19 protein-coding genes are annotated in these 24,964 nt (G+C 57.3%); 6 read left to right on the top strand and 13 right to left on the bottom strand.

Annotated elements, in window-relative coordinates; translation table 11 throughout:
* Positions 1-14: 14 nt before the first annotated feature.
* The 7 genes from rsmG to rpmH all read right to left on the bottom strand — a co-directional run bounded on the left by rsmG (position 15) and on the right by rpmH (position 7,005).
* Positions 15-659 carry a 16S rRNA (guanine(527)-N(7))-methyltransferase RsmG gene (rsmG, locus tag AC07V9_RS18155; RefSeq protein ID WP_495017042.1) on the bottom strand — a complete coding sequence of 215 codons (645 nt, stop codon included), beginning with the start codon at positions 657-659 and terminating at the stop codon, positions 15-17.
* Positions 656-2,554, bottom strand: a complete 1,899-nt coding sequence (gene mnmG, locus AC07V9_RS18150; protein WP_495017041.1) for a tRNA uridine-5-carboxymethylaminomethyl(34) synthesis enzyme MnmG — start codon at positions 2,552-2,554, stop codon at positions 656-658. The genes rsmG and mnmG overlap by 4 nt, the downstream gene beginning before the upstream one ends.
* 528 nt (positions 2,555-3,082) lie before the next feature.
* Positions 3,083-4,453, bottom strand: a complete 1,371-nt coding sequence (mnmE, locus tag AC07V9_RS18145) for a tRNA uridine-5-carboxymethylaminomethyl(34) synthesis GTPase MnmE (protein WP_495017040.1) — start codon at positions 4,451-4,453, stop codon at positions 3,083-3,085.
* 79 nt (positions 4,454-4,532) lie between these two features.
* A complete protein-coding gene (gene yidC / locus AC07V9_RS18140; RefSeq protein ID WP_495017039.1) occupies positions 4,533-6,212 on the bottom strand; it encodes a membrane protein insertase YidC in 1,680 nt (559 codons plus the stop codon).
* A 2-nt stretch (positions 6,213-6,214) separates the two neighbouring features.
* The gene (gene yidD / locus AC07V9_RS18135; protein ID WP_495017038.1) at positions 6,215-6,460 is read right to left on the bottom strand and encodes a membrane protein insertion efficiency factor YidD; all 246 of its coding nucleotides are present in this window, start codon (positions 6,458-6,460) and stop codon (positions 6,215-6,217) included.
* The gene (rnpA, locus tag AC07V9_RS18130) at positions 6,453-6,854 is read right to left on the bottom strand and encodes a ribonuclease P protein component (RefSeq protein ID WP_495017037.1); all 402 of its coding nucleotides are present in this window, start codon (positions 6,852-6,854) and stop codon (positions 6,453-6,455) included. Before rnpA ends, yidD begins: the two co-directional genes overlap by 8 nt.
* Positions 6,855-6,870: 16 nt before the next feature.
* Complete coding sequence (gene rpmH / locus AC07V9_RS18125) at positions 6,871-7,005, bottom strand: 50S ribosomal protein L34 (RefSeq protein ID WP_002551315.1); 135 nt, start codon at positions 7,003-7,005, stop codon at positions 6,871-6,873.
* A 586-nt stretch (positions 7,006-7,591) separates the two neighbouring features.
* Between rpmH and dnaA the strand changes: the two genes are divergently transcribed.
* The 4 genes from dnaA to gyrB are packed head-to-tail and all read left to right on the top strand — an operon-like array spanning position 7,592 to position 13,804.
* Entirely contained in the window at positions 7,592-9,124 is a 1,533-nt protein-coding gene (gene dnaA / locus AC07V9_RS18120; RefSeq protein WP_495017036.1) for a chromosomal replication initiator protein DnaA, read from the top strand.
* Between the two features lie 36 nt (positions 9,125-9,160).
* Positions 9,161-10,264 (top strand): DNA polymerase III subunit beta, encoded by a 1,104-nt coding sequence (dnaN, locus tag AC07V9_RS18115; RefSeq protein WP_495017035.1) that lies wholly within the window; start codon positions 9,161-9,163, stop codon positions 10,262-10,264.
* A 14-nt stretch (positions 10,265-10,278) separates the two neighbouring features.
* Positions 10,279-11,382: a DNA replication/repair protein RecF gene (gene recF, locus AC07V9_RS18110; RefSeq protein WP_495017034.1), complete on the top strand. Its 1,104-nt coding sequence runs from the start codon at positions 10,279-10,281 to the stop codon at positions 11,380-11,382.
* Positions 11,383-11,386: 4 nt separating this feature from the next.
* The gene (gyrB, locus tag AC07V9_RS18105) at positions 11,387-13,804 is read left to right on the top strand and encodes a DNA topoisomerase (ATP-hydrolyzing) subunit B (protein WP_495017033.1); all 2,418 of its coding nucleotides are present in this window, start codon (positions 11,387-11,389) and stop codon (positions 13,802-13,804) included.
* A gap of 72 nt (positions 13,805-13,876) precedes the next feature.
* Here gyrB and AC07V9_RS18100 read toward each other — a convergent pair whose 3' ends face one another.
* Positions 13,877-15,025 (bottom strand): acyltransferase family protein, encoded by a 1,149-nt coding sequence (locus tag AC07V9_RS18100; RefSeq protein WP_495017032.1) that lies wholly within the window; start codon positions 15,023-15,025, stop codon positions 13,877-13,879.
* 34 nt (positions 15,026-15,059) lie between these two features.
* Complete coding sequence (locus tag AC07V9_RS18095) at positions 15,060-16,175, bottom strand: acyltransferase family protein (protein ID WP_495017031.1); 1,116 nt, start codon at positions 16,173-16,175, stop codon at positions 15,060-15,062.
* Between the two features lie 271 nt (positions 16,176-16,446).
* On the opposite strand from AC07V9_RS18095, the gene AC07V9_RS18090 reads away from it, so the two are divergent.
* On the top strand, positions 16,447-19,089 hold the full coding sequence (locus AC07V9_RS18090) for an MGH1-like glycoside hydrolase domain-containing protein (protein ID WP_495017030.1): 2,643 nt from the start codon (positions 16,447-16,449) through the stop codon (positions 19,087-19,089).
* A gap of 65 nt (positions 19,090-19,154) precedes the next feature.
* A complete protein-coding gene (locus AC07V9_RS18085) occupies positions 19,155-20,342 on the top strand; it encodes an MFS transporter (RefSeq protein ID WP_495017029.1) in 1,188 nt (395 codons plus the stop codon).
* Positions 20,343-20,526: 184 nt separating this feature from the next.
* Here the strand turns inward: AC07V9_RS18085 and AC07V9_RS18080 are convergent, their stop codons facing one another.
* The 4 genes from AC07V9_RS18080 to glyQ are packed head-to-tail and all read right to left on the bottom strand — an operon-like array spanning position 20,527 to position 24,920.
* Complete coding sequence (locus AC07V9_RS18080) at positions 20,527-21,297, bottom strand: lysophospholipid acyltransferase family protein (RefSeq protein ID WP_495017028.1); 771 nt, start codon at positions 21,295-21,297, stop codon at positions 20,527-20,529.
* Between the two features lie 56 nt (positions 21,298-21,353).
* Positions 21,354-21,905 carry a D-glycero-beta-D-manno-heptose 1,7-bisphosphate 7-phosphatase gene (gmhB, locus tag AC07V9_RS18075; protein WP_495017027.1) on the bottom strand — a complete coding sequence of 184 codons (552 nt, stop codon included), beginning with the start codon at positions 21,903-21,905 and terminating at the stop codon, positions 21,354-21,356.
* A gap of 16 nt (positions 21,906-21,921) precedes the next feature.
* On the bottom strand, positions 21,922-23,976 hold the full coding sequence (gene glyS / locus AC07V9_RS18070) for a glycine--tRNA ligase subunit beta (protein WP_495017026.1): 2,055 nt from the start codon (positions 23,974-23,976) through the stop codon (positions 21,922-21,924).
* On the bottom strand, positions 23,973-24,920 hold the full coding sequence (gene glyQ, locus AC07V9_RS18065; protein WP_166593916.1) for a glycine--tRNA ligase subunit alpha: 948 nt from the start codon (positions 24,918-24,920) through the stop codon (positions 23,973-23,975). Before glyQ ends, glyS begins: the two co-directional genes overlap by 4 nt.
* Between the last annotated feature and the right edge of the window lie 44 nt (positions 24,921-24,964).

Below are 24,964 nucleotides of genomic sequence, written 5' to 3'. Positions count from 1 at the left end.
GCGTGTGTTCCCTGTCATGCCGTGCGGCGCAGTATCAGCAGATGCCGTTGCCCTTGGCAACCGGGCACGGCCAAGGCCTGCGCGCTTTCCAGATGAAAATCTGCGGGCAATGCTACCAGTTCATCCGCAGGATGCAGACCCTTCATCGCCAACCAGCGTGTTTTGCTGTCGCCCATGTGGCGCGTCCAGCCCGTGAAGTCTTCAAGGCTGCTGAATGCACGGGAAATGATCCCGGTAAACGGCAGCTCGGGCTGGAAGGCTTCGGCACGGCTGTGGATAACTGTCAGGTTGTCGAGCGCAAGCTCCAGTTTGACCTGGGTCAAGAAACGGGTTTTCTTGCCGTTGCTGTCCAAGAGCATGACTTTCATGTCCGGAAACATGATGGCCAGTGGAATGCCCGGCATGCCGCCGCCGCTGCCAACATCGAGTTGACGCTCGCCTTCGATGAAAGGAACCACACTTAGGCTGTCGAGCAAGTGACGGGAGACCATCTCGTCCGGATCGCGCACGGCGGTCAGGTTGTAGGCCTTGTTCCATTTGATCAGCAATGCCAGATAAGCCAACAGCTGTGCGTGCTGCGTTTCACTCAGCTCGACGCCCAGTTCGCGGGCGCCAAGGGTCAATTCTTCTGCGTGCTGCGGGGTAACCAATGAACTCAAGCGCTTTGCTCCAACTGACGGCCCGCGCCGCGTTTTTTCAAGTGAATCATCAGCAGCGAAATGGCCGCCGGGGTAACGCCCGGAATTCGGGATGCCTGACCAAGGGTCTCTGGACGAGTTATCCCCAACTTGCTTTGGATTTCTTTCGACAGACCGGAAATGCCTGTGTAATCGATGTCGGCAGGCAGCTTGGTGTCCTCGCTGGCGCGCAGCCGGGCGATTTCGTCCTGCTGGCGATCGATGTAACCGGCGTATTTGGTCTTGATTTCGACCTGTTCGGCGACCTGTGGATCGATCAAGCCATTGCCAGTCAGCGCGACCAGGCTCGCGTAGTCCACTTCCGGACGTCTAAGCAGGTTGAGCAGGTTGTATTCGTGAGTCAGCGGCGTGCCGAAGTGAGCGGAAACCGCATCACCCTGCTCGGTGCCCGGGCGAATCCACGTCGATTTCAAGCGTTGCTCTTCCAGCTCGATGCCTTCGCGCTTGGCGCAGAACGCCGCCCAACGCGCATCGTCGACCAGACCCAGCTCGCGTCCTTTTTCGGTCAGGCGCAGGTCGGCGTTGTCTTCACGCAGGATCAAGCGGTATTCGGCGCGGGAAGTGAACATCCGGTAGGGCTCTTGGGTGCCGAGGGTGATCAGGTCATCCACAAGCACGCCGATGTACGCCTCGTCACGACGCGGGCACCAGCTTTCCTTGCCCTGTGCACGCAATGCGGCGTTGGCACCGGCGAGCAAACCTTGCGCACCGGCTTCTTCGTAACCGGTGGTGCCGTTGATCTGTCCAGCAAAGAACAGACCGGCAATGACTTTGGTTTCCAGGCTGTATTTCAGATCGCGCGGATCGAAGTAGTCGTACTCGATCGCGTAACCGGGCCGCACGATGTGGGCGTTTTCCATGCCGCGGATCGAACGCACAATCTGCAGCTGCACATCGAAGGGTAGCGAGGTCGAGATGCCGTTCGGGTACAGCTCATGGGTGGTCAGGCCTTCCGGCTCGATGAACACCTGATGGCTTTCCTTGTCGGCAAAACGATGAATCTTGTCTTCGATCGATGGGCAGTAGCGCGGGCCGATGCCTTCGATTTCGCCGGCAGCCGAGTACATCGGCGAACGGTCGAGGTTGGCCGCGATGATTTCGTGGGTGCGTGCGTTGGTATGGGTAATCCAGCAGCTGACCTGACGTGGGTGCTGTTCTTTGGAACCCAGGAACGACATGACCGGAATCGGCGTGTCACCGGGTTGCTCAGTCATGACCGAGAAATCCACAGAGCGACCGTCGATGCGCGGCGGCGTACCGGTTTTCAAGCGACCCACCCGCAACGGCAGCTCACGTAGACGACGAGCCAGCGCGATGGAAGGCGGATCCCCTGCCCGGCCACCGGAATAGTTCTGCAAACCGATGTGGATAAGTCCGCCCAGGAAGGTGCCTGTGGTCAGGACAACCGAGTCGGCCATGAAGCGCAAGCCCATCTGAGTCACAACGCCGCGTACCTGATCCTGCTCGACAATCAGGTCGTCACAGGATTGCTGAAATATCCACAGGTTCGGCTGGTTCTCGATGATCTCGCGAATCGCGGCTTTATACAGAATGCGGTCGGCTTGGGCACGCGTTGCACGTACGGCCGGGCCTTTGCGGCTGTTCAGTACGCGAAATTGAATCCCACCCAGATCGGTTGCGGTGGCCATGGCGCCGCCGAGCGCATCGATCTCTTTGACCAGATGGCTTTTACCAATCCCGCCAATGGCAGGGTTGCAGCTCATTTGCCCAAGGGTTTCCACGTTATGCGTCAGCAGCAGGGTTTTAGCACCCATGCGAGCAGACGCCAGTGCTGCCTCGGTACCGGCATGACCGCCGCCGATGACGATCACTTCAAAACGGGAAGGGAAATCCACCACGCACCTCGTGCCTGTTAATGGGGGGAATAGGAAATTGGCGGCAAGTATAGGGACTTCCCCCCCTTGAAAGGAACCTTTTGCGCAAAATTTAACCAGCTGTGGATGAATGGCAGTTAAAAAATTAAAAGAGAGAGATATTTATAAAAGCTTTGTTTTTATGTTTATGTTTAGAGGATAGCCTCTCTGTGGATAGATTCATGCAGCCCTTATTCTGCTTGCTGTACAGAGAATCAAAACGCTGTGATCAGGTAGCAACGAGCACGTTGGATAACCCGCTTAAGCCTGTGGATTAAATGACCTGTTACCCACAGGGGCGATTATCCCTAGGTCAGAGGCCCACTTATCAACTGAGCTGAATCGGGGTTATGCACAGGGCTCATTTCGCATCTCTTACCGGCTTCGCAGATAAACAGCAGGCGCACGAAAGCGATCCGACGGCCTGAACGGCGCGGAGGGAAGGAATGTGAGAGACAAAAAAACAGGCAGACCGCAGAAAACGAGTCTGCCTCTGGACGGGAGAAGGGATTACTTACCGATGCAGAAGCTGGAAAAGATGCGTCCCAGCAGATCATCAGAGCTGAACGCCCCGGTAATCTCGCCCAGGAACTGCTGTGCCAGTCGCAAATCTTCTGCCAGCAATTCACCGGCGCCCGCAAGTGTCAGCTGCGAACGGCCGTGTTCTAGGGAGGCGCTTGCCTTGTGCAGCGCTTCCAGGTGACGCCGGCGTGCGCTGAAGCTGCTTTCGGAGGTCTGTTGATAACCCATGCAGGCTTTCAGGTGCTCGCGCAGCAGCTCAAGGCCCTCTCCGCCAGCCTTGGCACTCAGGTTGATAGTAACGTGGCCATCGGCGCTGACTTCAAGCTCTACCGGATCGCCACTGAGGTCCGCCTTGTTACGGATCAGGGTGACATGAGCCGGATCAGGGCGTTGCTCAAGAAATTCCGGCCACAGGGCAAACGGATCAAGGGCTTCAGTCGCTGTTGCGTCCACAACAAGGAGAATCCGATCAGCTTCATTGATGGCTTTCAAGGCACGCTCGACACCGATGCGCTCAACCTGGTCTTCGGTGTCACGAAGACCTGCGGTGTCCACAACATGAAGCGGCATGCCATCGATGTGGATATGTTCGCGCAAGATGTCGCGGGTGGTGCCAGCGATCTCGGTCACGATCGCAGCCTCCCTGCCAGCCAGCGCATTGAGCAGACTCGATTTGCCCGCGTTCGGACGGCCGGCGATGACCACGGTCATGCCGTCGCGCAACAAAGCCCCTTGATTCGCTTCGCCCAGCACCGTAGATAACTGCTCGCGCACTTCATCGAGCATTTTGAGCACGTGGCCATCGGCAAGGAAGTCGATTTCTTCCTCGGGGAAGTCGATCGCAGCTTCAACGTAAATGCGTAGGCTGATGAGCCGCTCGGTGAGGTTATGCACACGCTGGGAGAACGCGCCCTGCAGAGAACGCAGGGCATTACGCGCAGCCTGGGCGGAACTGGCTTCGATCAGGTCAGCGATTGCCTCGGCCTGGGCCAGGTCGAGCTTGTCGTTGAGGAATGCACGTTCGCTGAATTCGCCCGGTCTGGCCAGGCGGCTGCCCAGTTGTACACAGCGCTGCAGCAGCATATCGAGCACGATCGGGCCGCCGTGGCCTTGCAGTTCAAGCACATCTTCGCCGGTGAACGAGTTCGGGCCGGGGAAATACAGCGCGATACCTTCATCGATGATTTGGCCGTGTTCATCCTGAAATGGGCCGTAATGAGCGTGCCGCGGCTGCAGCTGTTTGCCGACGATGGCCTGGGCTGCAGCACTCGCCAACGGGCCGGAGATACGCACAATCCCAACGCCGCCCCGTCCCTGAGCAGTGGCGATGGCGGCGATGGTTTCACGAGGGACGTTCATGGTCCGACTCCTGAATAACTGACGGATAGCAAAACGCCCCACGAGGGGGCGTTCTGCATTTACTTATTCACAGGGTAGATCAAGCCGCGGCTTTCTTGGCCTTGGCCTCGATGCTGCGCGTGATGTACCACTGTTGAGTGATGGACAGGGTGTTGTTCACAACCCAGTACAGCACCAGACCCGCCGGGAACCACAGGAAGAAGAAGGTGAAGATGATTGGCATCAGCTTCATCACTTTGGCCTGCATCGGATCCGGAGGTGTAGGGTTCAGACGCTGCTGGATGAACATGGTCGCGCCCATGATGATCGGCAGGATGAAGAACGGATCCTTGATCGACAGATCGGTTATCCACAGCAGCCAAGGCGCTTGACGCATCTCGACGCTTTCCAGCAATACCCAATACAGCGACAGGAAAACCGGCATTTGCACAAGAATTGGCAAGCATCCACCCAGCGGGTTGATCTTCTCTTTCTTGTACAGCTCCATCATCGACTGCGAAAGCTTCTGGCGGTCATCGCCATGTTGCTCTTTGAGTGCAGCCAGACGCGGGGCAACGGCACGCATACGGGCCATCGACTTGTAGCTGGCGGCCGACAGCGGGAAGAAAAGCCCTTTGATAAGCATGGTCAGGAAGATGATCGACCAGCCCCAGTTACCCACAATGCTGTGGATATGTTGCAGCAGCCAGAAAATTGGCTGGGCAATGAACCAGAGAATGCCGTAGTCGACGGTCAGTTCCAGACCTGGGGACAACTCTTTCAGAACAGCCTGGCTCTTTGGACCGGCGTAAAGCGTGGTCGTGGTTTCAGCTTTCGCACCCGGCGCTACGGTCAACGCAGGGCCAGTGAAACCGATAATGTAGTTGCCGGCGCTGTCTTTACGAGTGGTAACGGTGTTGCTGTCAGACTTGTTCGGGATCCATGCGGTCACGAAATAGTGCTGCAGCCACGCCACCCAGCCACCTTGAACGGTGTCTTTGACCGAGCCTTTGTCGATGTCTTTCATCGAAACCTTTTTGTAAGGCTCCGAAGGTGTCCACATTGCAGCACCTAGGTACGTCGCGGTACCGGTGGCAGTGGTCGACGACGGATCGGCACTGTTGTCGCGCTTGAGCTGAGCAAACAGGTTGCCGTTCCATGCTTGAGCGCTCTGGTTGTCGATCAGGTAGCTGACGGTCAGGTCATACAGGCCGCGTTTGAACGTGAAACGCTTGATGTAGTTGACGCCGGCATCGCTGAATTTCAGGTCAACGACCAGATCGTTCTGACCATCGGCCAGCTGGAAGCTTTTCTGTGTAGCCGAGTAAACCGGACGACCAGCGGCACGTGCATCCGGGCCATTGGCACCAGTCAGACCGCTCTGAGCGAGGAAAGTACGCTCGCCACCGTTGTCGAACAGCTGGAATGGAATCTCCGGATGATCCTGACGACGTGGATAAAGTGGCAGGCGAAGCTGCACGACGTCACCACCTACCGGGTCGATTTCGAGATTCAATACGTCGGTCTTGACCTGAATCAGGTCCTTGCTGGCTGCAACCGGCGCATCGGCAGGTGCAGCGACTTCGCCTGTCGCACTCGGAACGTCTGCGTTTGCGGCAGTTGAACCTTGTGGGGTGTCAGGAAGCGCGGCGTTATTGGTGCTGGCAGCAACATTCTGAGTCGGCAAGGCAGCCTGACCGTAGTCCTGGTTCCATTTCAGGACACCGACATAGGTCACGATTGCCAGGGCGACGATCAGGATCGTGCGTTTAATATCCATGATTACTCGGCCATCGAAGAGGAACGGGAGGTGGGAACTGGTGGAACCGGGTCGAAACCACCGGGATTCCACGGATGACAGCGACCCAAGCGACGCAGGGTCAGCCAGCCGCCGCGTACCAGGCCATGATTTTCTATGGCTTCGTACGCATAGCAGGAGCAACTGGGATAGAAACGACAGTGACTGGCCATCAGGGGACTAATGGCATAGCGGTAAAACTGGATCGGAACGAGTGCCAGTTTACGCATCAGGACTGTCTACCCCCGCAGTTTCGGTTTTGGCTTCTGAAGTCGGTCGGCTGCGCGCCAGACGTTTCCAGAGCTTGCCGAAATGCTGAATCAGTTCGGGGTTTTCAATGTCACCCAAGCCTTTACGCGCGACAACCACGATATCCCAGCCAACCAGGTTGTCCTGGTGGAGGCGAAACGATTCGCGCATCAGGCGTTTCAAGCGGTTGCGCTCAACGGAGAGCTTCACGCTCTTCTTGCCGATCACCAACCCGAGACGGGCGTGATCTAGATCGTTGTTGCGCACAAGGAGCAGGAGATTTTTCCCCGGAACCTTGCCGGCGGGGGAGTCAAAGACTGCCTTGAAATGCCGGGGTGTCAGCAAACGCTTTTCCCGACTGAAGTCCTGACTCACCACCTGTACCGATTAATCAAACTGCCAGACGCTTACGGCCTTTGGCGCGACGACGCGACAGAACTGCACGGCCGTTTTTGGTAGCCATACGAGCACGGAAACCGTGGGTGCGGGCGCGCTTGATGGTGCTCGGTTGGAAAGTACGTTTCATGGTGTGTTACCTGGTTCGTCCACAACGGGCCGGAATGACCCCGTTTTAAGAGAGCGGGGATTCTAGAGAAAGCAAGCTCGCAGGTCAATTTCCAACCAACGTTTCCTGCATTCATTCCTTTATGGGGATTTTTCAGGGCCCAAGCCCGTTCTCCAGAACGTCACCGAACCTTAGACATAAAAATAAAGAAGGAGAGTATTTAAAGCTTTTCTGTAAAGCTTATAAGAACTTAGGGAGGCATCTTCTGTGGATAAGTCATCACAGGCATGTAAACACGTGCTGTACAGAGGATCACAACTCTGTCGACAAACAGTGCTGCGCCTGTGCCATGACCTCGGAAAACCTGTGTATGAAAGACCTCTTTATCCACAGCCTGGTTATCCACAGATTTTCGACCCGAGTTATGCAATGGGATCAGTGGCGGTTATCCACAAAGCTTATGCACATGCCATTGGTCGGCTTCATTGTCGATAACACCTTGATTTTGGGATGCCTGTTAGCGACCTACATGTGGATAAGTCCGTCGGGGGTGGTTACAATGGGCGCTTGTTTTTGCCTCACCGGCTTTCGAAACTAGGGGATATCCGTGTCAGTGGAACTTTGGCAGCAGTGCGTGGAGCTTTTGCGCGATGAGCTGCCTGCCCAACAATTCAACACCTGGATCCGTCCGCTACAGGTCGAAGCCGAGGGCGACGAGTTGCGCGTTTACGCGCCCAACCGTTTCGTACTCGACTGGGTGAATGAAAAGTATCTTGGCCGCTTGCTCGAACTGCTGGGCGAACATGGCCAAGGCATCGCGCCCGCGCTCTCCTTATTAATAGGCAGCAAGCGCAGCTCTGCGCCTCGCGCAGCTCCCAATGCACCCTTGGCCGCGGCGGTAGCGGCGTCACAGGCGGCTCAGAGCGTTGCTACCAAGCCTCATCTGGCACCAACCCCAACCTCGGAACCGAGCGCCCCTTCGCCCGTCGTGCAGCCTTCGCTGGATGTCGATGACGAGCCTTCGCGAGACAGTTTCGACCCGATGGCGGGCGCCAGTTCACAGCAGGCTCCCGTGCGTGCGGAGCAGCGCAATGTGCAGGTCGAAGGTGCACTCAAGCACACCAGTTATCTGAACCGCACCTTCACGTTCGAGAATTTCGTTGAAGGTAAATCCAACCAGCTTGCCCGCGCGGCCGCCTGGCAAGTGGCGGATAACCCCAAGCACGGTTACAACCCGCTCTTCCTTTATGGTGGCGTTGGCTTGGGTAAGACTCACTTGATGCACGCTGTGGGTAACCACCTGCTCAAGAAGAATCCGAACGCCAAAGTCGTGTACCTGCACTCCGAGCGTTTCGTGGCCGACATGGTCAAGGCGCTGCAGCTGAACGCGATCAATGAATTCAAGCGCTTCTACCGTTCGGTGGATGCTTTGCTGATCGACGACATTCAATTCTTCGCTCGCAAGGAGCGTTCGCAGGAAGAGTTTTTCCACACCTTCAATGCCTTGCTCGAGGGCGGTCAGCAGGTGATCCTCACCAGCGACCGCTATCCAAAAGAGATCGAAGGCCTGGAAGAACGCCTGAAGTCACGCTTCGGCTGGGGCCTCACCGTTGCGGTCGAGCCGCCAGAGCTTGAAACCCGCGTGGCGATTCTGATGAAAAAAGCCGATCAGGCGAAGGTCGAACTTCCCCATGATGCCGCTTTCTTTATAGCCCAGCGTATTCGTTCCAACGTGCGTGAGCTGGAGGGGGCGCTAAAGCGTGTCATCGCTCACTCGCACTTCATGGGGCGTGACATCACCATTGAGTTGATCCGCGAATCGCTCAAGGACCTGTTGGCGCTGCAGGACAAACTGGTGAGTGTGGATAACATTCAGCGCACGGTGGCCGAGTACTACAAGATCAAGATCTCCGACCTTCTGTCGAAACGTCGTTCGAGATCGGTCGCGCGGCCGCGTCAGGTGGCCATGGCGCTGTCCAAGGAATTAACCAACCACAGTCTGCCGGAGATCGGCGACGTGTTTGGTGGCCGCGACCACACCACCGTGCTGCACGCCTGCCGCAAGATCAACGAACTTAAAGAATCCGACGCGGATATCCGCGAGGACTACAAGAACCTGCTGCGTACTTTGACGACGTGATGCCAGCGCAGCTTATTTAAGGCAAGGGACTAGACCATGCATTTCACCATTCAACGCGAAGCCCTGTTGAAACCCCTGCAACTGGTCGCCGGCGTTGTTGAACGCCGCCAGACCTTGCCGGTTCTGTCGAACGTATTGTTGGTCGTTGAAGGCCAACAGCTGTCGTTGACCGGTACTGACCTGGAAGTCGAGCTGGTTGGTCGTGTACAGCTGGAAGAACCAGCCGAGCCGGGCGAGATCACCGTACCTGCGCGCAAGCTGATGGACATCTGCAAAAGCCTGCCGAACGATGCGTTGATCGACATCAAGCTCGACGAGCAGAAGCTCGTCGTCAAGGCCGGTCGCAGCCGCTTCACTCTGTCGACTTTGCCAGCCAATGATTTCCCGACTGTCGAAGAAGGCCCTGGATCGCTGACTTTCAACCTTGTGCAAAGCAAGTTGCGTCGATTGATCGAGCGCACCAGCTTTGCCATGGCTCAGCAAGATGTTCGTTACTACCTCAACGGCATGCTGATCGAAGTTCAATCTGGCGTGCTGCGTGCTGTTGCCACTGACGGCCACCGCCTTGCGATGTGCTCGATGTCGGCAGAAATCGAACAGGCTGATCGTCACCAGGTGATCGTTCCACGCAAAGGTATCCTTGAGCTGGCACGTTTGCTCACTGAGCAGGACGGTCTGGTCAGCATCGTCCTGGGTCAGCATCATATCCGCGCCACCACAGGCGAGTTCACCTTCACCTCCAAGCTGGTAGACGGCAAGTTCCCGGACTACGAGCGCGTACTGCCTAAAGGTGGCGACAAACTGGTGGTCGGTGATCGCCAGGCGCTACGCGAAGCGTTCAGCCGTACGGCGATTCTGTCGAACGAGAAATACCGCGGTATCCGTCTGCAACTGGCTAGCGGTCAGCTGAAAATCCAGGCGAATAACCCTGAGCAGGAAGAAGCAGAGGAAGAAATCAGCGTCGACTACAGCGGCAGCTCGCTGGAAATCGGTTTCAACGTGAGCTACTTGCTCGATGTTTTGGGGGTGATGACCACTGAACAAGTGCGTCTGATCCTGTCCGACTCCAACAGCAGCGCGCTGGTACAGGAGTCAGGTAACGACGATTCGGCTTACGTTGTCATGCCGATGCGCCTGTAATCAGCAGGCACTAGATGTCTCTTAGTCGCGTCTCGGTCACCGGGGTGCGCAATCTGCACCCGGTGACCTTCTCCCCCTCCCCCCGCATCAACATTCTCTATGGCGCCAATGGCAGTGGAAAAACCAGTGTCCTTGAAGCCATACATCTGCTTGGACTCGCCCGGTCATTTCGCAGTGTTCGCCTTCTGCCTGTGATCCAGTACGAACAGCCAGCTTGCACGGTTTTTGGCCAGGTAGAACTGGCTGAAGGTGGCCACAGCAATCTGGGCATTTCTCGCGATCGCCAAGGCGAGTTCCAGATTCGCATCGACGGTCAAAACGCGAAAAGTGCAGCTCAGCTTGCTGAGACGTTGCCGCTACAACTCATTAACCCGGACAGCTTTCGGCTCCTGGAAGGTGCTCCCAAAATCAGAAGGCAGTTTTTGGATTGGGGAGTGTTCCACGTGGAACCTCGATTCATGGCCACTTGGCAGCGTTTGCAGAAGGCCCTGAGGCAGCGGAACTCGTGGCTTCGGCATGGTACACTTGACGGCGCTTCTCAGGCGGCTTGGGACCGAGAGCTGTGCCTTGCCAGTGACGAAATTGATGAGTTCCGTCGCGCTTACATAAAGGCCTTGAAGCCTGTCTTTGAAAAGACTTTGACCGAGCTTGTTCAGCTTGAAGGTCTGACCCTGAGTTACTACCGCGGCTGGGATAAAGAGAAAGACTTGAGCGCTGTGCTCGCCTCTTCCCTTCACCGTGATCAGCAAATGGGTCATACCCAGGCCGGTCCGCAACGCGCGGATTTACGACTCCGGTTGGGTGGCCATAACGCAGCCGATATCCTCTCGCGCGGCCAGCAGAAGTTGGTGGTGTGTGCGTTGCGCATCGCGCAGGGACATCTGGTCAGTCAGGCCCGCCGCGGCCAATGTATTTACCTCGTCGACGATCTGCCTTCAGAGCTCGACGAGCAACACCGCGGCGCCTTATGTCGCTTGCTGGAAGAATTAAACTGCCAGGTTTTTATCACCTGTGTAGATCATGAATTGTTGAGGGAAGGCTGGCACACGGAAACGCCAGTTGCTTTGTTCCACGTGGAACACGGCAGTATCACCCAGACCCACGACCATCGGGAGTGAATGCATGAGCGAAAATCAAACGTACGACTCGTCCAGCATCAAGGTGCTGAAAGGGCTTGATGCCGTACGCAAGCGTCCCGGTATGTACATCGGCGATACGGACGATGGCAGTGGTCTTCACCACATGGTGTTTGAGGTAGTAGATAACTCGATCGACGAAGCTTTGGCTGGCCATTGCGACGACATCAGCATCATCATCCACCCGGACGAATCCATCACCGTGCGCGACAACGGTCGCGGCATTCCGGTCGACGTGCATAAAGAAGAAGGCGTTTCCGCAGCCGAGGTCATCATGACCGTGCTGCACGCCGGCGGTAAGTTCGACGATAACTCGTACAAAGTATCCGGCGGTCTGCACGGTGTAGGTGTGTCGGTTGTGAACGCCCTCTCTGAAGAACTGAATCTGACGGTTCGTCGCAGCGGCAAGATCTGGGAACAGACTTACGTTCACGGCGTCCCTCAAGAGCCGATGAAAATCGTCGGCGAGAGCGATACCACGGGTACCGAGATTCACTTCAAACCATCGGCTGAAACCTTCAAGAACATCCACTTCAGCTGGGACATCCTGGCGAAGCGGATTCGTGAACTGTCCTTCCTGAACTCCGGCGTCGGTATCGTTCTGAAGGATGAGCGCAGCGGCAAGGAAGAGCTGTTCAAATACGAAGGCGGTCTGCGTGCTTTCGTCGAATACCTGAACACCAACAAGACGGCGGTCAACCAGGTGTTCCACTTCAACATCCAGCGTGATGATGGTGTGGGCGTCGAGATTGCGTTGCAGTGGAACGACAGCTTCAACGAGAACCTGCTGTGCTTCACCAACAACATTCCTCAGCGTGATGGCGGTACCCACCTCGTGGGTTTCCGTTCCGCGCTGACGCGTAACCTGAACAATTATATCGAGCAGGAAGGTCTGGCGAAGAAGCACAAGGTCGCGACCACCGGTGACGATGCCCGTGAAGGCCTGACCGCGATCATCTCGGTAAAAGTGCCGGATCCGAAGTTCAGTTCGCAGACCAAGGACAAACTGGTTTCTTCTGAAGTGAAGACCGCAGTTGAACAAGAGATGGGTAAATACTTCTCGGACTTCCTGCTGGAGAACCCGAACGAAGCCAAGGCGGTTGTCGGCAAGATGATCGACGCTGCACGCGCCCGTGAAGCAGCGCGTAAAGCCCGTGAGATGACCCGTCGTAAAGGTGCACTGGATATAGCCGGCCTGCCAGGCAAACTGGCTGACTGCCAGGAGAAAGACCCTGCCCTTTCCGAGCTGTACCTGGTGGAGGGTGACTCTGCAGGCGGTTCCGCCAAGCAGGGTCGTAACCGTAAGACACAGGCCATCCTGCCGTTGAAGGGTAAGATCCTCAACGTCGAGAAAGCGCGTTTCGACAAGATGATTTCCTCGCAGGAAGTCGGCACCTTGATCACCGCGCTGGGCTGCGGCATCGGTCGCGAAGAGTACAACATCGATAAGTTGCGCTATCACAACATCATCATCATGACCGATGCTGACGTCGACGGTTCGCACATCCGTACTTTGTTGCTGACCTTCTTCTTCCGTCAACTGCCGGAACTGGTCGAGCGTGGCTACATCTACATCGCCCAGCCGCCTCTGTACAAAGTGAAGAAAGGCAAGCAAGAGCAATACATCAAAGACGACGACGCCATGGAAGAGTACATGACGCAGTCGGCCCTGGAAGATGCGAGCCTGCACCTGAGCGAATCGGCCCCTGGCATTTCCGGCGCTGCGCTGGAGAAGCTGGTGAACGATTTCCGCATGGTCATGAAGACGCTGAAGCGTCTGTCGCGACTGTACCCGCAGGAGCTGACCGAGCACTTCGTGTACCTGCCGCCGGTATCGATGGAACAACTGTCGGATCACGCCGCGATGCAGGACTGGCTGGCCAGATTCGACGAGCGTCTGCGTGTCGGTGAGAAGTCGGGCCTGGTGTACAAGGCCAGCCTGCGTGAAGACCGTGAGCGTAATGTCTGGCTGCCAGAAGTCGAGTTGATCTCCCACGGCCTGTCGAACTACGTCACCTTCAACCGCGACTTCTTCGGCAGTAACGACTACAAGACCGTTACCGCTCTGGGCGCGCAGATCAGCACGCTGCTCGAAGAAGGTGCCTACGTACAGCGCGGCGAGCGCAAGAAGCCGGTCACCGAGTTCAAGGAAGCCCTAGCCTGGCTGATGGCCGAAAGCACCAAGCGCCACACCATTCAGCGATACAAAGGTCTGGGCGAAATGAACCCGGATCAACTGTGGGAAACCACGATGGACCCGACCGTACGCCGCATGCTGAAGGTCACCATCGAAGACGCGATCGCTGCCGATCAGATCTTCAACACGCTGATGGGTGACGCTGTAGAACCACGCCGCGACTTCATTGAAGCCAACGCACTGGCGGTGTCGAACCTGGACTTTTAAGGTTCATCCGCTCAACACAAAACCCCGGCCGATGCAGATCGTCCGGGGTTTTGTTTTATAAGGCGTCTAACGTCAACCTACAGTCTTGGCCGACTCAAGCACAGAAGCGCCCCGCCCTCTCGTGACCCATCGCTTGCCCCACTGAATGCCCCGCAGTTCGATGAACTGGTAGGTGAGCGCCGACAGCGCGACGATCACCCCGAGCAAAACCATCAACAGCAGGTTATCCACTATTGAACTGCCGAACGAAATCATCGGCCCGGACACCGTCGCAGGATAAGTGACGACAGCATGGCCGGTGACCTTACCCGCCAACAATAGGATCAGGGTGAACGCTAAGAGAATCATCGCGTGGGTCATGTAGATCGAATAAGACAATGTTCCCAGACGCTCGAATAGCTTGCCTTTGAACAGCCCGGAAAATGCTCCGCCCTCGAACGAGAAAATAAGGATCACTGCGCAGAACAGCAGCATCAGGACGATCTGCTTGTGGGCGATGTTTGTAACCATGGCGAACGCCACAAGCGTCAAGCCGATGGCTTCGAGGGCTGTGAATAACCAGCGTCTGGCCGTCAGGTTCTGAATCACCCGATAGGCCTGATACGTGATCACGCCGGCAAAGAAACACGACAAACCTTGCAACACTGGCTCCATCATCGGTGCCATACCCAGGAACAGGAGCCCCGTTGCCGCAATAGAAAGCCCGACGAACACCGTCATTGAGAGCCGCGGTGTGAACAGCAGGATCGCCGCGAAGATCATGTAGAGGTAGTACTCGACGCTGATGCTCCACGCCGGGAAGTTGAAGGACTGTGCGTTGAACCCTGGCCACCAGGATTGCAGGAGCAACAGGTTGGGGATGATTTCCTGTGGTGCTCGTTGCCCGGTAAAGCTGCCTTGGTTGAATGCGATGCCGGTGTGCTCCGCGCACAGCTTCATGACTTCGAGCCCGATCGCCAGAATTAAAACGAACACGTGCAGTGGGTACAACCGAAAGGTACGGGTGATAAAGAACTGCCTGAACTGAACCGTTGATGCGAGGCGTTGGCCGTAGGTGTGGAACATCACAAAACCGCTGAGTACGAAAAAGAAGCTGACTAGAAAATGGGCGTTACGAAAGAACGACCACTCGCCGAAACCTTGCAGGATGTGCACGTGATAGATAGCGACGCTGAGGGCGCAGAGGCCCCGAAAACTGTCCAGCACTAGAAATCGCTTCATCGCTACCTCCCTGTACGCAACAACAATACGCGGATCAAGCTGCGCCCTTCCCTGCGCCTGCCCAATACGCCTTCACACCATCCAGTCGGCTGTTGAGTATTGCCGCAAAGGCGTGACGTCTGGACATCGCGGGCTTCTCGATGAAATGCCAAGAGAAAACGGCAGCGATAAGCACGATGGGGAATGCTGCCAGCATCATGTGAATTGGGCTGATGCCCTTGAACAGGTGAGCGAGTATTTCCTGAACCGGGAACGCATAGATGTACACACCGTATGAGTAATCCCCGAGCTGGTTGTAGCGATCAACCAGGGTGTTGGTCGCAAACCCGAGATAGAAAATCAGGTACGTCCACGCCAGCACGAAGCACTCGAAGAACCAGGGTTTCTGATATGACCAAGCCGCCAATGCCGCCAGAGGCAGGAACCAGATGAAGCGATGCTGGATGTGCTGGCGATATCGATACAGCGACATGCCGAGTACGAACGGCAAACTCCAAATGAAGAAAAACTGCGCGCGATGCAGTTCATTCAGCATTTGAGTGTTGGCCAGCAGGACTTTGAAGGCGATATAGACGACGGCGTACACCAGCAGAAAACCGGCGAACCGGTTGCCCTTTCCGTAGAACGCAAACGCTCCAATCCCACCCACCAGCACATACAGCATGACCTCATAAAAGAGTGTCCACAGCGAGCCGTTGATGCCTGGCCACGGGTTGTCCTCAAACACGCCGGGCAGCTGAAACTTCATACTGAACAGCATCAGGTTATTGCTGAGGTAACTGTAAATTACACCCGAGCGGAAATATTCCAGCGTGCCCAGTGTCGTAAAGATCGGGCCGATCAGAAATACGCTGAGCAGCAGAACGAGGGTCAGCCCGGGGTAGATACGCAGGAAGCGCGCGGAGAAGAAATCGATTGAGCCAGGTGCGCGATCGCGGCTCAGGGAAATGAAGAAACCGGACACGCAGAAGAACGTCACCACAGCCAGTTCGCCCAGTGACAGACCGATCCATTTCGACAAGGGTTCGACCGCTCCGCTGCCCAACGCCAGCGGATAACTGTGGGATATCAACACAGCGGTGGCGGCGAGCATTCGGATCAGATTGAAATTGTTGTTTCGTCTGGACGCCAGATCACCCAATGTATTCATACCGCCTCCGCCCGGGATCTGGGCACCCACGTTTGATCCATTCACCGCTGTGATGCTTCACGTCCTGAGCAACGCGTAATACCGAAAGGGGCTGGAAATGTGTTTCGACGTTGAAACGATACACCCGCCCCGCAGGCCGTCTAATTGCCATCCCTAATGGGGCGGTGAATAACCTGCTTGCCAATTATTTGACCAAAGGCGCCTCTCGATAGATTTCTTGCAACGAGCGCCGGTTTTCAGCCGGTCAACTTAAGTCTTTCTGGATATGAACATGCCTGCAGAATTTACCCACGAGAATTTGCAGCAGACCGTCGAAGGATTGCGCCTCGCAGGAGACACCGCCGCACAATGGCGCGAGTGGGGCCCTTACGTCAGCGATCGTCAGTGGGGCACGGTTCGCGAGGACTACAGCGCCGATGGCAATGCCTGGGATTACTTCCCACACGATCATTCGCGCAGTCGCACTTATCGCTGGGGTGAAGACGGCTTGGCCGGGTTCTCTGACAAAGCTCAGCACTGGTGCCTGGGATTGGCACTGTGGAATGAGCGCGACCCGATTATCAAGGAACGTCTGTTTGGCCTGAACAACGCCGAAGGCAATCACGGCGAGGACGTCAAAGAGCTGTATTTCCATGTCGACGGGCTGCCGAGTCATGCCTACATGCGCATGCTCTATAAATACCCCCACGCCGAATTTCCCTACAGCGATCTGGTGCAAGAGAACGCCCGTCGCGGGCTGGATGACCCTGAATACGAAGTGCTCGACAGCGGGGTGTTCAACGACAACCACTACTTCGACGTGAACATCGAGTACGCCAAGTACACCCCCGATGACATTTTCATGCGGGTGACAGTGGTCAATCGCTCAGACCGTTCCGCGCGTCTGCACGTGTTGCCGCAAGTGTGGGCGCGCGATATCTGGAGCTGGGCGCCGGATACCGAGCGCCCTACCCTCTCGCGTGTGGATAACAAGGTGGTCGCCCGCCACCCATCGCACGCTGACAAGGAAGCAAGCGCCTGGGGACACACCAACGCCGAATGGCTGTTTTGCGAGAACCGGAGTAATACGCCGAAACTATTTGGCCTGCCAGGAACCGGACCTTTCAAAGATGGCATCAACGATTGGCTTTTAACCGGGCAGGCTGATGCGATCAGTCGTCACGCAGGCACCAAGGTCGCAGCGCATTTTGTGATGGAGCTTGAAGCCGGCGCATCGCAAGTGGTCTACCTGCGCTTTGCGCCTGCAGGCTCTCCTCACATCAATGCCCGAACCCTGTTCGAGCAGCGCAAGAAAGAGGCCGACGACTATTACGGGGTGTTGCAGCAAAACCTGAAGGATCCCGACGCGCGCAACGTTCAACGCCAGGCGCTGGCCGGGCTGTTGTGGTCCAAGCAGCTGTACAACTTCGACGTCAAAGCCTGGCTTGATGGCGACCCGGGGCAAGCGCCTTTGCCTGCCGAACGCTCCCATATTCGTAACAACCAATGGCGGCATTTGTGCAATTTCGACATCGTGTCGATGCCGGACAAGTGGGAATACCCTTGGTACGCATCGTGGGATCTGGCGTTTCAGGCTGTAGCTTTCGCCCTCATCGATATCAGTTTTGCCAAGGATCAGCTGCTGTTGCTGGTCAAAGACCGCTTCATGCACCCCAACGGTCAATTGCCGGCCTACGAATGGCGCTTTGATGACGCGAATCCGCCTGTTCATGCGTGGGCATCCTGGCGCGTTTACCAGATGGAAAAGGCGCAGACAGGCCAGGGTGACGTGGTCTTTCTTGAAAGAATTTTCCACAAGCTGCTGCTGAATTTCTCCTGGTGGGTGAACCGCAAAGATGCTGAAGGTCACAACATCTTCCAGGGCGGGTTTCTCGGGCTGGACAACATCGGCCTGTTCGACCGCTCTGCCACCCTCGCCCCTGGTTACCAGCTCGATCAGGCCGATGGCACGGCTTGGGTGGCGGCTTATGCGCTGGATCTGATGCGCATCGCGCTGGAGCTGGCTCAGCACAACGAGGTGTATGTCGACATCGCGGTGAAGTTCTTTGAGCATTTCCTGTACATCGCCGGCGCAATCAACGAGGTCGATAAAGAGGAAGTGGAAGGCCTGTGGAACGATCACGATGGGTTTTTCTACGACGTGCTGCACCGCCCGGATGGCTTGCGCGAGTCAGTCAAACTCCGATCGTTCGTAGGACTGATCCCGTTGTTTGCCGTACGCGTGCTCGAGCAGCGCGAGCATGAAGGCCTGAAAGGCCTGCGCGAACGCCTGCTGGGCTTCTTGCATCATCGCCCCGATCTGGCCGCGCTGATCTCGCGCTGGACTGAGCCCGGCAAGGGTAACCGCCTCCTCCTGGCGCTGTTGCGTGGCCAACGAACCAAAGACTTGATCAAACGCATGCTTGATGAAAGCGAGTTTCTCTCGCCCTATGGCGTGCGTTCGCTGTCCCGTTATTATGGCGAGTCACCCTTCAGCATGCAGATCAACGGCAATACGTTGTCCGCGGATTACGAGCCTGCCGAGTCAAGCTCGCGGCTGTTTGGCGGCAACTCCAACTGGCGCGGACCGGTTTGGATGCCGCTCAACTACATGCTCATCGAATCGCTGCATGAGTTTCATCGCTATTACGACGAGAACTTTTCCGTCGAATACCCCAGTGGCTCGGGTTATCTGGCCTCGCTTGAGGAAGTGGCTGACGGACTGAGCGACCGAATAAACAGACTTTTCCTACGCAACGAGGAAGGCAACCGACCCTCCATGGCCGGTTATCCACAGCTTGAAATAGATCCTCAAAGCCGCGATCTGGTGTTGTTCCACGAGTATTTCCACGGCGAAAACGGTCGCGGGCTTGGGGCTTCGCACCAGACCGGTTGGAGCGCACTAGTGGCTCTTCTGCTTCAACCCAGGGAATAAACTCGTACGGGGTCGATGAGGCAGGTTGTATCGGGACAGAGGCAGCATTAAGGAGCGGTAACCGGATGTCGTTTCGCAAATATCAGAAAGTGCTGGCGATCCCGAGGGTATTGTCGGCAACGCTGTTTATGTTCGTCGCGGGGCTGCCGCTAACGATCATGACGCTGACCTTGAGCCTTCACGTGCTTAATGAAATGGGCCGCAGTTACTTTGATGCCGGCCTGGTCGCCACCGCCACGGCGTTGGGCTTTGCCGTGGGCTCCCCTTTGCTGGGGCGCATGATGGATCGTCACGGCCTGCGCCCGGTGGTGGCAATCTGTGGGACGTTATCCACAATCGCCTGGGTGCTGCTGCCGTTGGTGAACTACACGCTGTTCGTGGCGCTGGCCTTTGCTGCGGGCGTATTCACTATCCCGACGGGCTCTCTCTCGCGGCAGTTCGTCGCCAGTCTGGTGCCGGAGGACCAGCGTCGCCCGGCCTATTCGCTGACCACCATGTTGATGGAGTTGTCGTTCGTCATCACGCCCGCCGTTGGCATCCTGATGATCACCACCTATTCGGCCACCGCCGTGCTGATCGGCATCGGTGTTTGGCGGGCGTTGTCCTACGCTGCGCTGTACCTGTTGAACTGGCCGATCCGCAACGCCGAGGAAGTCGCCAAAGCGCCAGAGCCCGCCCGTTTGAAGCTACGGGAGTGGCTGAACGCGCGATTGATCAGTGTGTTGATGATCAGCTCCGGGGCGTTGTTCGTGCTTTTCGGGACTGAGCTTGCCTTGATTGCAGTGTTGCGTGAGAACGGCGAGATCGCCTTCACCGGCTATGTGATTGCCGCCATGTCCATCGCCTCGATTGCCGGCGGCTTCATCCACGGGATTGTTCACAGGTCCTGGTCGTTGAACCGGCTGGCGGTGACCATGAGCCTGCTGCTGCTGCCTGTGGCGTTCTTCGATCAGGTGTGGTGGTGGCTGATGCTGGCGCTGCTCCCGACCAACCTGTTGTGTACGCCGACCCTGGCCGCAAGCTCCGAGGCGGTGGCAGAACTTGCCCCGCCCAGCGTAAGAGGTCAGGTGATGGGATTGCAGGATTCGGCCAACCGCTTGGGTCAGACGCTCTCCATGCCGCTTGTAGGCTTCGCTATCGACAGCCTGTCCCCTGCAATGGGTTTTGTGGCGGCGGCGTGTGGAGGGCTGGTTCTGATCGCCATGGCGGCGCTTTGCAATCTGTGGATATCAAAACCTGAGACAACCACCTGAAATGAAAATCGGTCTTGACCGTAGAGGCTCAAGACCGATGTTTTCAGGGCAGAAAATAGGCTGTCAGAAAAAACTTATGCACGTTTTTGGTTCGATAATCGCGCTCAGAAATAAGTAATTAAATTAGAGACTTACAGCCAATTATCAAAAATCTCACACATTTGGTGCACAGGTTATCCACAATTCACGCCGGTGATTTTTCAGGCAATGGCGCCTGTGCTGCTGGCGAGCCCAAGGCTTTCTGCGTGGCCTCATTCCAGGCGAATACTCGGTCGTTCAACGCAGCGATTGCGCGTGGGCCTGTGCCCTCGGCGTACATGGGTTCACCGATGACCACTTCAATGGTGCCAGACTTCTTGCCCCAGCCTTCTTTTGGCCAATATTTGCCCGCATTGTGCGCGATAGGCAGCACAGGCAATTCGGCATTCACTGCCATGGCCGAACCACTGCGTGAGAATTTTCCGATCTGACCGTAGGGCACGCGCGTGCCTTCCGGGAAGATCAGCACCCAGACGCGATCCTTGAGCAGCTCATCGCCCTTCTTCGCCACTACTTTAAGCGCGGCTTTCGGGTTGTTCCGGTCGATGGCGATCGGACGCAGCATCGCCATGGCCCAACCAAAGAACGGCACGTACAGCAGCTCGCGCTTGAGCACCTGGCTCAACGGCTGGAAATGCGCCGAGAGGAAGAAGGTTTCCCAGGTGCTCTGGTGGTTGGACACGATCACACAGGGCGTCGCCGGGACGTTTTCCTGACCTGTGACATTGACCTTGATGTTCAGAAACACCTTGGTCAGCCACAGCGCACAGCGACACCAATACACGTTGATGAAGCGATATCGCGCGCGAAACGGCAGAAAAGGCGCGACAAAGAAACTCAGCGAGCACCACAGCAACGAGCTGGTGCCCAGCAGCAGGTAAAAGATGAAGATCCTGATGGCCTGCACTATCGACATAGCTGCTTTTACCATTACGGGCAGTGCCCGGATTGAGCGTACCGTTGAACGACCGGTCAGCCGTTCGCGGGTGCGCTGTTGTGAATAAGTTCTGCGGCAACCGCCGCCAGATCGTCAAAGACCAACGTTCCGGCGGGCAATGGATTGCTCCGCGTCTTGGGACCCTTACCCGTCATGACCAGAACAGGTTGAGAGTCGACGGCCACCGCCGCCTCCAGGTCACCCTTGCTGTCACCGACGAACCAGATTGCGCGTAAATCGACGCCGTAATGGCTGGCGATGGTGCGCAACATGCCCGGCTTGGGTTTGCGGCAATCGCAGCCCTGATCCGGGCCGTGAGGGCAGTACACAATCAAGCCGACCTCGCCACCCTGCTCCGCTACCAGTTCGCGCAAACGCGCGTGCATGGCATCCAGCGTGGCCAGATCGTAATAACCGCGAGCAATGCCGGACTGGTTGGTGGCCACGGCCACCGTCCAGCCCGCCTTGCTCAGTTGCGCGATCGCCCCGATCGAGCCGGGGATCGGGATCCACTCGGCCACCGACTTGATGTAAGCGTCGGAGTCCTCGTTGATCACTCCGTCCCGATCGAGAATCAGCAGCTTCAAATCATGCGCTCCGGCGTTAACCCAGCAGGGAAATGTCAGCGACACCCAGGAACAGGTTGCGCAGACGGGCCAGCAACGCATAACGGTTGGCGCGCACGCTGGCGTCTTCGGCGTTGACCATCACGGCCTCGAAGAAGGCATCCACAGGCTCGCGCAGTGCCGCCAGACGGGCCAGCGCTTCGTTGTACTGACGGTTGGCCGACATTGGCGCTACGGCCTGGTCAGCCTGCTGAATCGCCGAGTACAGCGAGAACTCGTTGGCGTTGTCGAAGTACTTCGGTTCGACGGTCTGGGCAATGCTGCCCTCGGCCTTGCCCAGCAGGTTCGAGACGCGCTTGTTGACGGCGGCCAGAGCGGCGGCCTCAGGCAGCTTGCGGAACGCCTGCACCGCTTGCACGCGCTGGTCGAAATCCAGCGCCGACGCCGGTTGCAGGGCACGTACTGACAGGTACACCGACACATCGACGCCTTCGTCTTCGTAACGCGCACGCAAGCGGTCGAAGATGAATTCCAGCACCTGTTCAGCCAGACCCGCCGACTTCACCTTGGCACCGAACTGGGTGACGGCGAATTGCACTGTCTTGATCAGGTCCAGATCGAGTTTCTTCTCGATCAGGATCCGCAGGATGCCCAGGGCTGCACGACGCAGTGCATACGGGTCCTTGCTGCCGGTGGGCAACATGCCTATGCCGAAGATGCCCACTAGCGTGTCGAGCTTGTCGGCGATGGCAACAGCCGAACCGGTAAGCGTGCCTGGCAGCTCAGCGCCAGCGCCACGCGGCATGTACTGTTCGTTCAGCGCCAGGGCAACGTCTTCCGGCTCGCCGTCCGCCAGTGCGTAGTAGTAGCCCGCCACGCCCTGCATTTCCGGGAACTCGCCGACCATCTCGGTCGCCAGGTCGCACTTGGACAGCAGGCCTGCACGGCCCGCGCGCTGAGCGTCGCCGCCAATACGCGGCGCGATGAATGCAGCCAGTCTGGAAACGCGCTCGGCCTTGTCGAACACCGTGCCCAATTGAGCCTGGAACACGACGTTCTGCAGACGCTGATTGAACGTTTCCAGCTTCTGCTTCTTGTCCTGCTTGAAGAAAAACTCGGCGTCGGTCAGGCGTGGGCGAACGACTTTCTCGTTACCCAGCACGATCTGCGAAGGGTCTTTGCTCTCGACGTTGGCGACGGTGATGAAGCGCGGCAGCAGCTTGCCGTCCGCGTCCAGCAGACAGAAATACTTCTGGTTGTCCTGCATCGTGGTAATCAACGCTTCCTGCGGAACCTCCAGGAAACGCTCCTCGAACGAACACACCAGCGGCACCGGCCATTCCACCAGGGCGGTCACTTCGTCCAGCAGCGCAGGCGGCACGATCGCAGTGCCTTCGTGCTGGGTCGCCAACTCGTCGACACGCTTGCTGATCAGTTGACGGCGTTCATTGAAATCGGCCAGCACATAAGCAGCGCGCAGGTCGCTGGCGTAGTTGGCAGGCGAGGTGATGCGCACGCTTTCAGGGTGATGGAAGCGATGTCCGCGGGACTCGCGGCCTGCACTTTGGGCGAGGATGGTGCAGTCGATCACTTGATCGCCGAACAGCATCACCAGCCACTGGGTCGGCCGCACGAATTCTTCCTTGCGCGCACCCCAGCGCATGCGCTTTGGAATCGGCAGGTCGTTGAGCGAGTCTTCGATGATGGTGGGCAGCAGGCTCGTGGTCGGTTTACCCGCGATGCTCTGGCTGTAACGCAGTTTCGGCCCGCTCTGATCGATTTCACTCAGATCGACGCCGCATTTCTTGGCGAAGCCCAGCGCGGCTTGAGTCGGATTGCCTTCTGCATCGAAAGCGGCCTGACGCGGCGGGCCGTCCAGATTGACGCTGCGGTCTGGCTGTTGTGTCGCCAGTTCAGTGATCAATACAGCCAGACGACGCGGCGCGGCATAAACCTGCTTGGCGCTGTAGGTCAGGCCAGCAGCCTGCAGGCCTTTTTCGATACCGGCCAGGAATGCGTCGGCCAGGGTGTTCAGGGCTTTTGGCGGCAGTTCTTCGGTGCCCAATTCAACCAGGAAATCTTGAGCACTCATTGTGCAGCCTCCAGCTTAGCCAACACTTCGTCGCGAATATCGGGTGCGGCCATCGGGAAGCCAAGCTTGGCCCGGGCCATCAGGTACGCCTGGGCCACGGAGCGAGCCAGGGTGCGTACGCGCAGGATGTATTGCTGGCGCGCAGTGACGGAAATGGCGCGACGGGCATCCAGCAGGTTGAACGTGTGCGAGGCCTTGAGCACCATTTCGTAGCTCGGCAATGGCAGCTCGGCTTCGATCAGGCGCATGGCTTCGCTTTCGTAGAAATCGAACAGCTCGAACAGCTTGTCGACGTTGGCGTGTTCAAAGTTGTAGGTCGATTGTTCCACTTCGTTCTGGTGGAACACATCGCCGTAGGTGACCTTGCCGAACGGGCCGTCGGTCCAGACCAGGTCGTAGACCGAGTCGACACCTTGCAGGTACATCGCCAGGCGCTCAAGACCGTAGGTGATCTCGCCGGTGACCGGGTAGCACTCGATGCCGCCCACCTGCTGGAAGTAGGTGAACTGCGAGACTTCCATGCCGTTGAGCCAGATTTCCCAACCCAGGCCCCAGGCGCCCAGGGTTGGAGATTCCCAGTTGTCTTCGACAAAGCGCACGTCGTGGACCAGCGGGTCCAGGCCGACATGTTTCAGCGAGCCCAGGTACAGCTCCTGGAAGTTGTCCGGGTTGGGTTTCAGAACCACCTGGAACTGATAGTAGTGCTGCAGGCGGTTAGGGTTCTCGCCATAACGGCCATCGGTAGGACGACGGCTCGGCTGTACGTAGGCGGCGTTCCAGGTTTCCGGGCCGACGGCGCGCAGAAACGTGGCGGTGTGGAAAGTGCCGGCGCCCACTTCCATATCGTAGGGCTGAAGTACCACACAACCTTGCTCGGCCCAGTATTGCTGGAGGGCGAGGATCAAGTCTTGGAAGGTACGCACGGCTGGCGTAGGCTGGCTCACGAAATTCACCTGTACTGGGGGGCTGCGATTTAAAGAGCGGGAGT

The sequence above is a fragment of the Pseudomonas sp. GW821-FHT02A11 genome (genome assembly GCF_059421985.1).
This window is presented reverse-complemented; position numbering and strand designations above follow the sequence as displayed.

Coding starts and splice junctions, on each gene's coding strand:
- gyrB (WP_495017033.1), top strand. CDS start 11,387: ATGAGCGAAAATCAAACGTACGACTCGTCCAGCATCAAGGTGCTGAAA.
- recF (WP_495017034.1), top strand. CDS start 10,279: ATGTCTCTTAGTCGCGTCTCGGTCACCGGGGTGCGCAATCTGCACCCG.
- AC07V9_RS18090 (WP_495017030.1), top strand. CDS start 16,447: ATGCCTGCAGAATTTACCCACGAGAATTTGCAGCAGACCGTCGAAGGA.
- AC07V9_RS18085 (WP_495017029.1), top strand. CDS start 19,155: ATGTCGTTTCGCAAATATCAGAAAGTGCTGGCGATCCCGAGGGTATTG.
- yidD (WP_495017038.1), bottom strand. CDS start 6,460: ATGCGTAAACTGGCACTCGTTCCGATCCAGTTTTACCGCTATGCCATT.
- AC07V9_RS18080 (WP_495017028.1), bottom strand. CDS start 21,297: ATGTCGATAGTGCAGGCCATCAGGATCTTCATCTTTTACCTGCTGCTG.
- yidC (WP_495017039.1), bottom strand. CDS start 6,212: ATGGATATTAAACGCACGATCCTGATCGTCGCCCTGGCAATCGTGACC.
- AC07V9_RS18095 (WP_495017031.1), bottom strand. CDS start 16,175: ATGAATACATTGGGTGATCTGGCGTCCAGACGAAACAACAATTTCAAT.
- glyS (WP_495017026.1), bottom strand. CDS start 23,976: ATGAGTGCTCAAGATTTCCTGGTTGAATTGGGCACCGAAGAACTGCCG.
- AC07V9_RS18100 (WP_495017032.1), bottom strand. CDS start 15,025: ATGAAGCGATTTCTAGTGCTGGACAGTTTTCGGGGCCTCTGCGCCCTC.
- dnaN (WP_495017035.1), top strand. CDS start 9,161: ATGCATTTCACCATTCAACGCGAAGCCCTGTTGAAACCCCTGCAACTG.
- mnmE (WP_495017040.1), bottom strand. CDS start 4,453: ATGAACGTCCCTCGTGAAACCATCGCCGCCATCGCCACTGCTCAGGGA.
- rpmH (WP_002551315.1), bottom strand. CDS start 7,005: ATGAAACGTACTTTCCAACCGAGCACCATCAAGCGCGCCCGCACCCAC.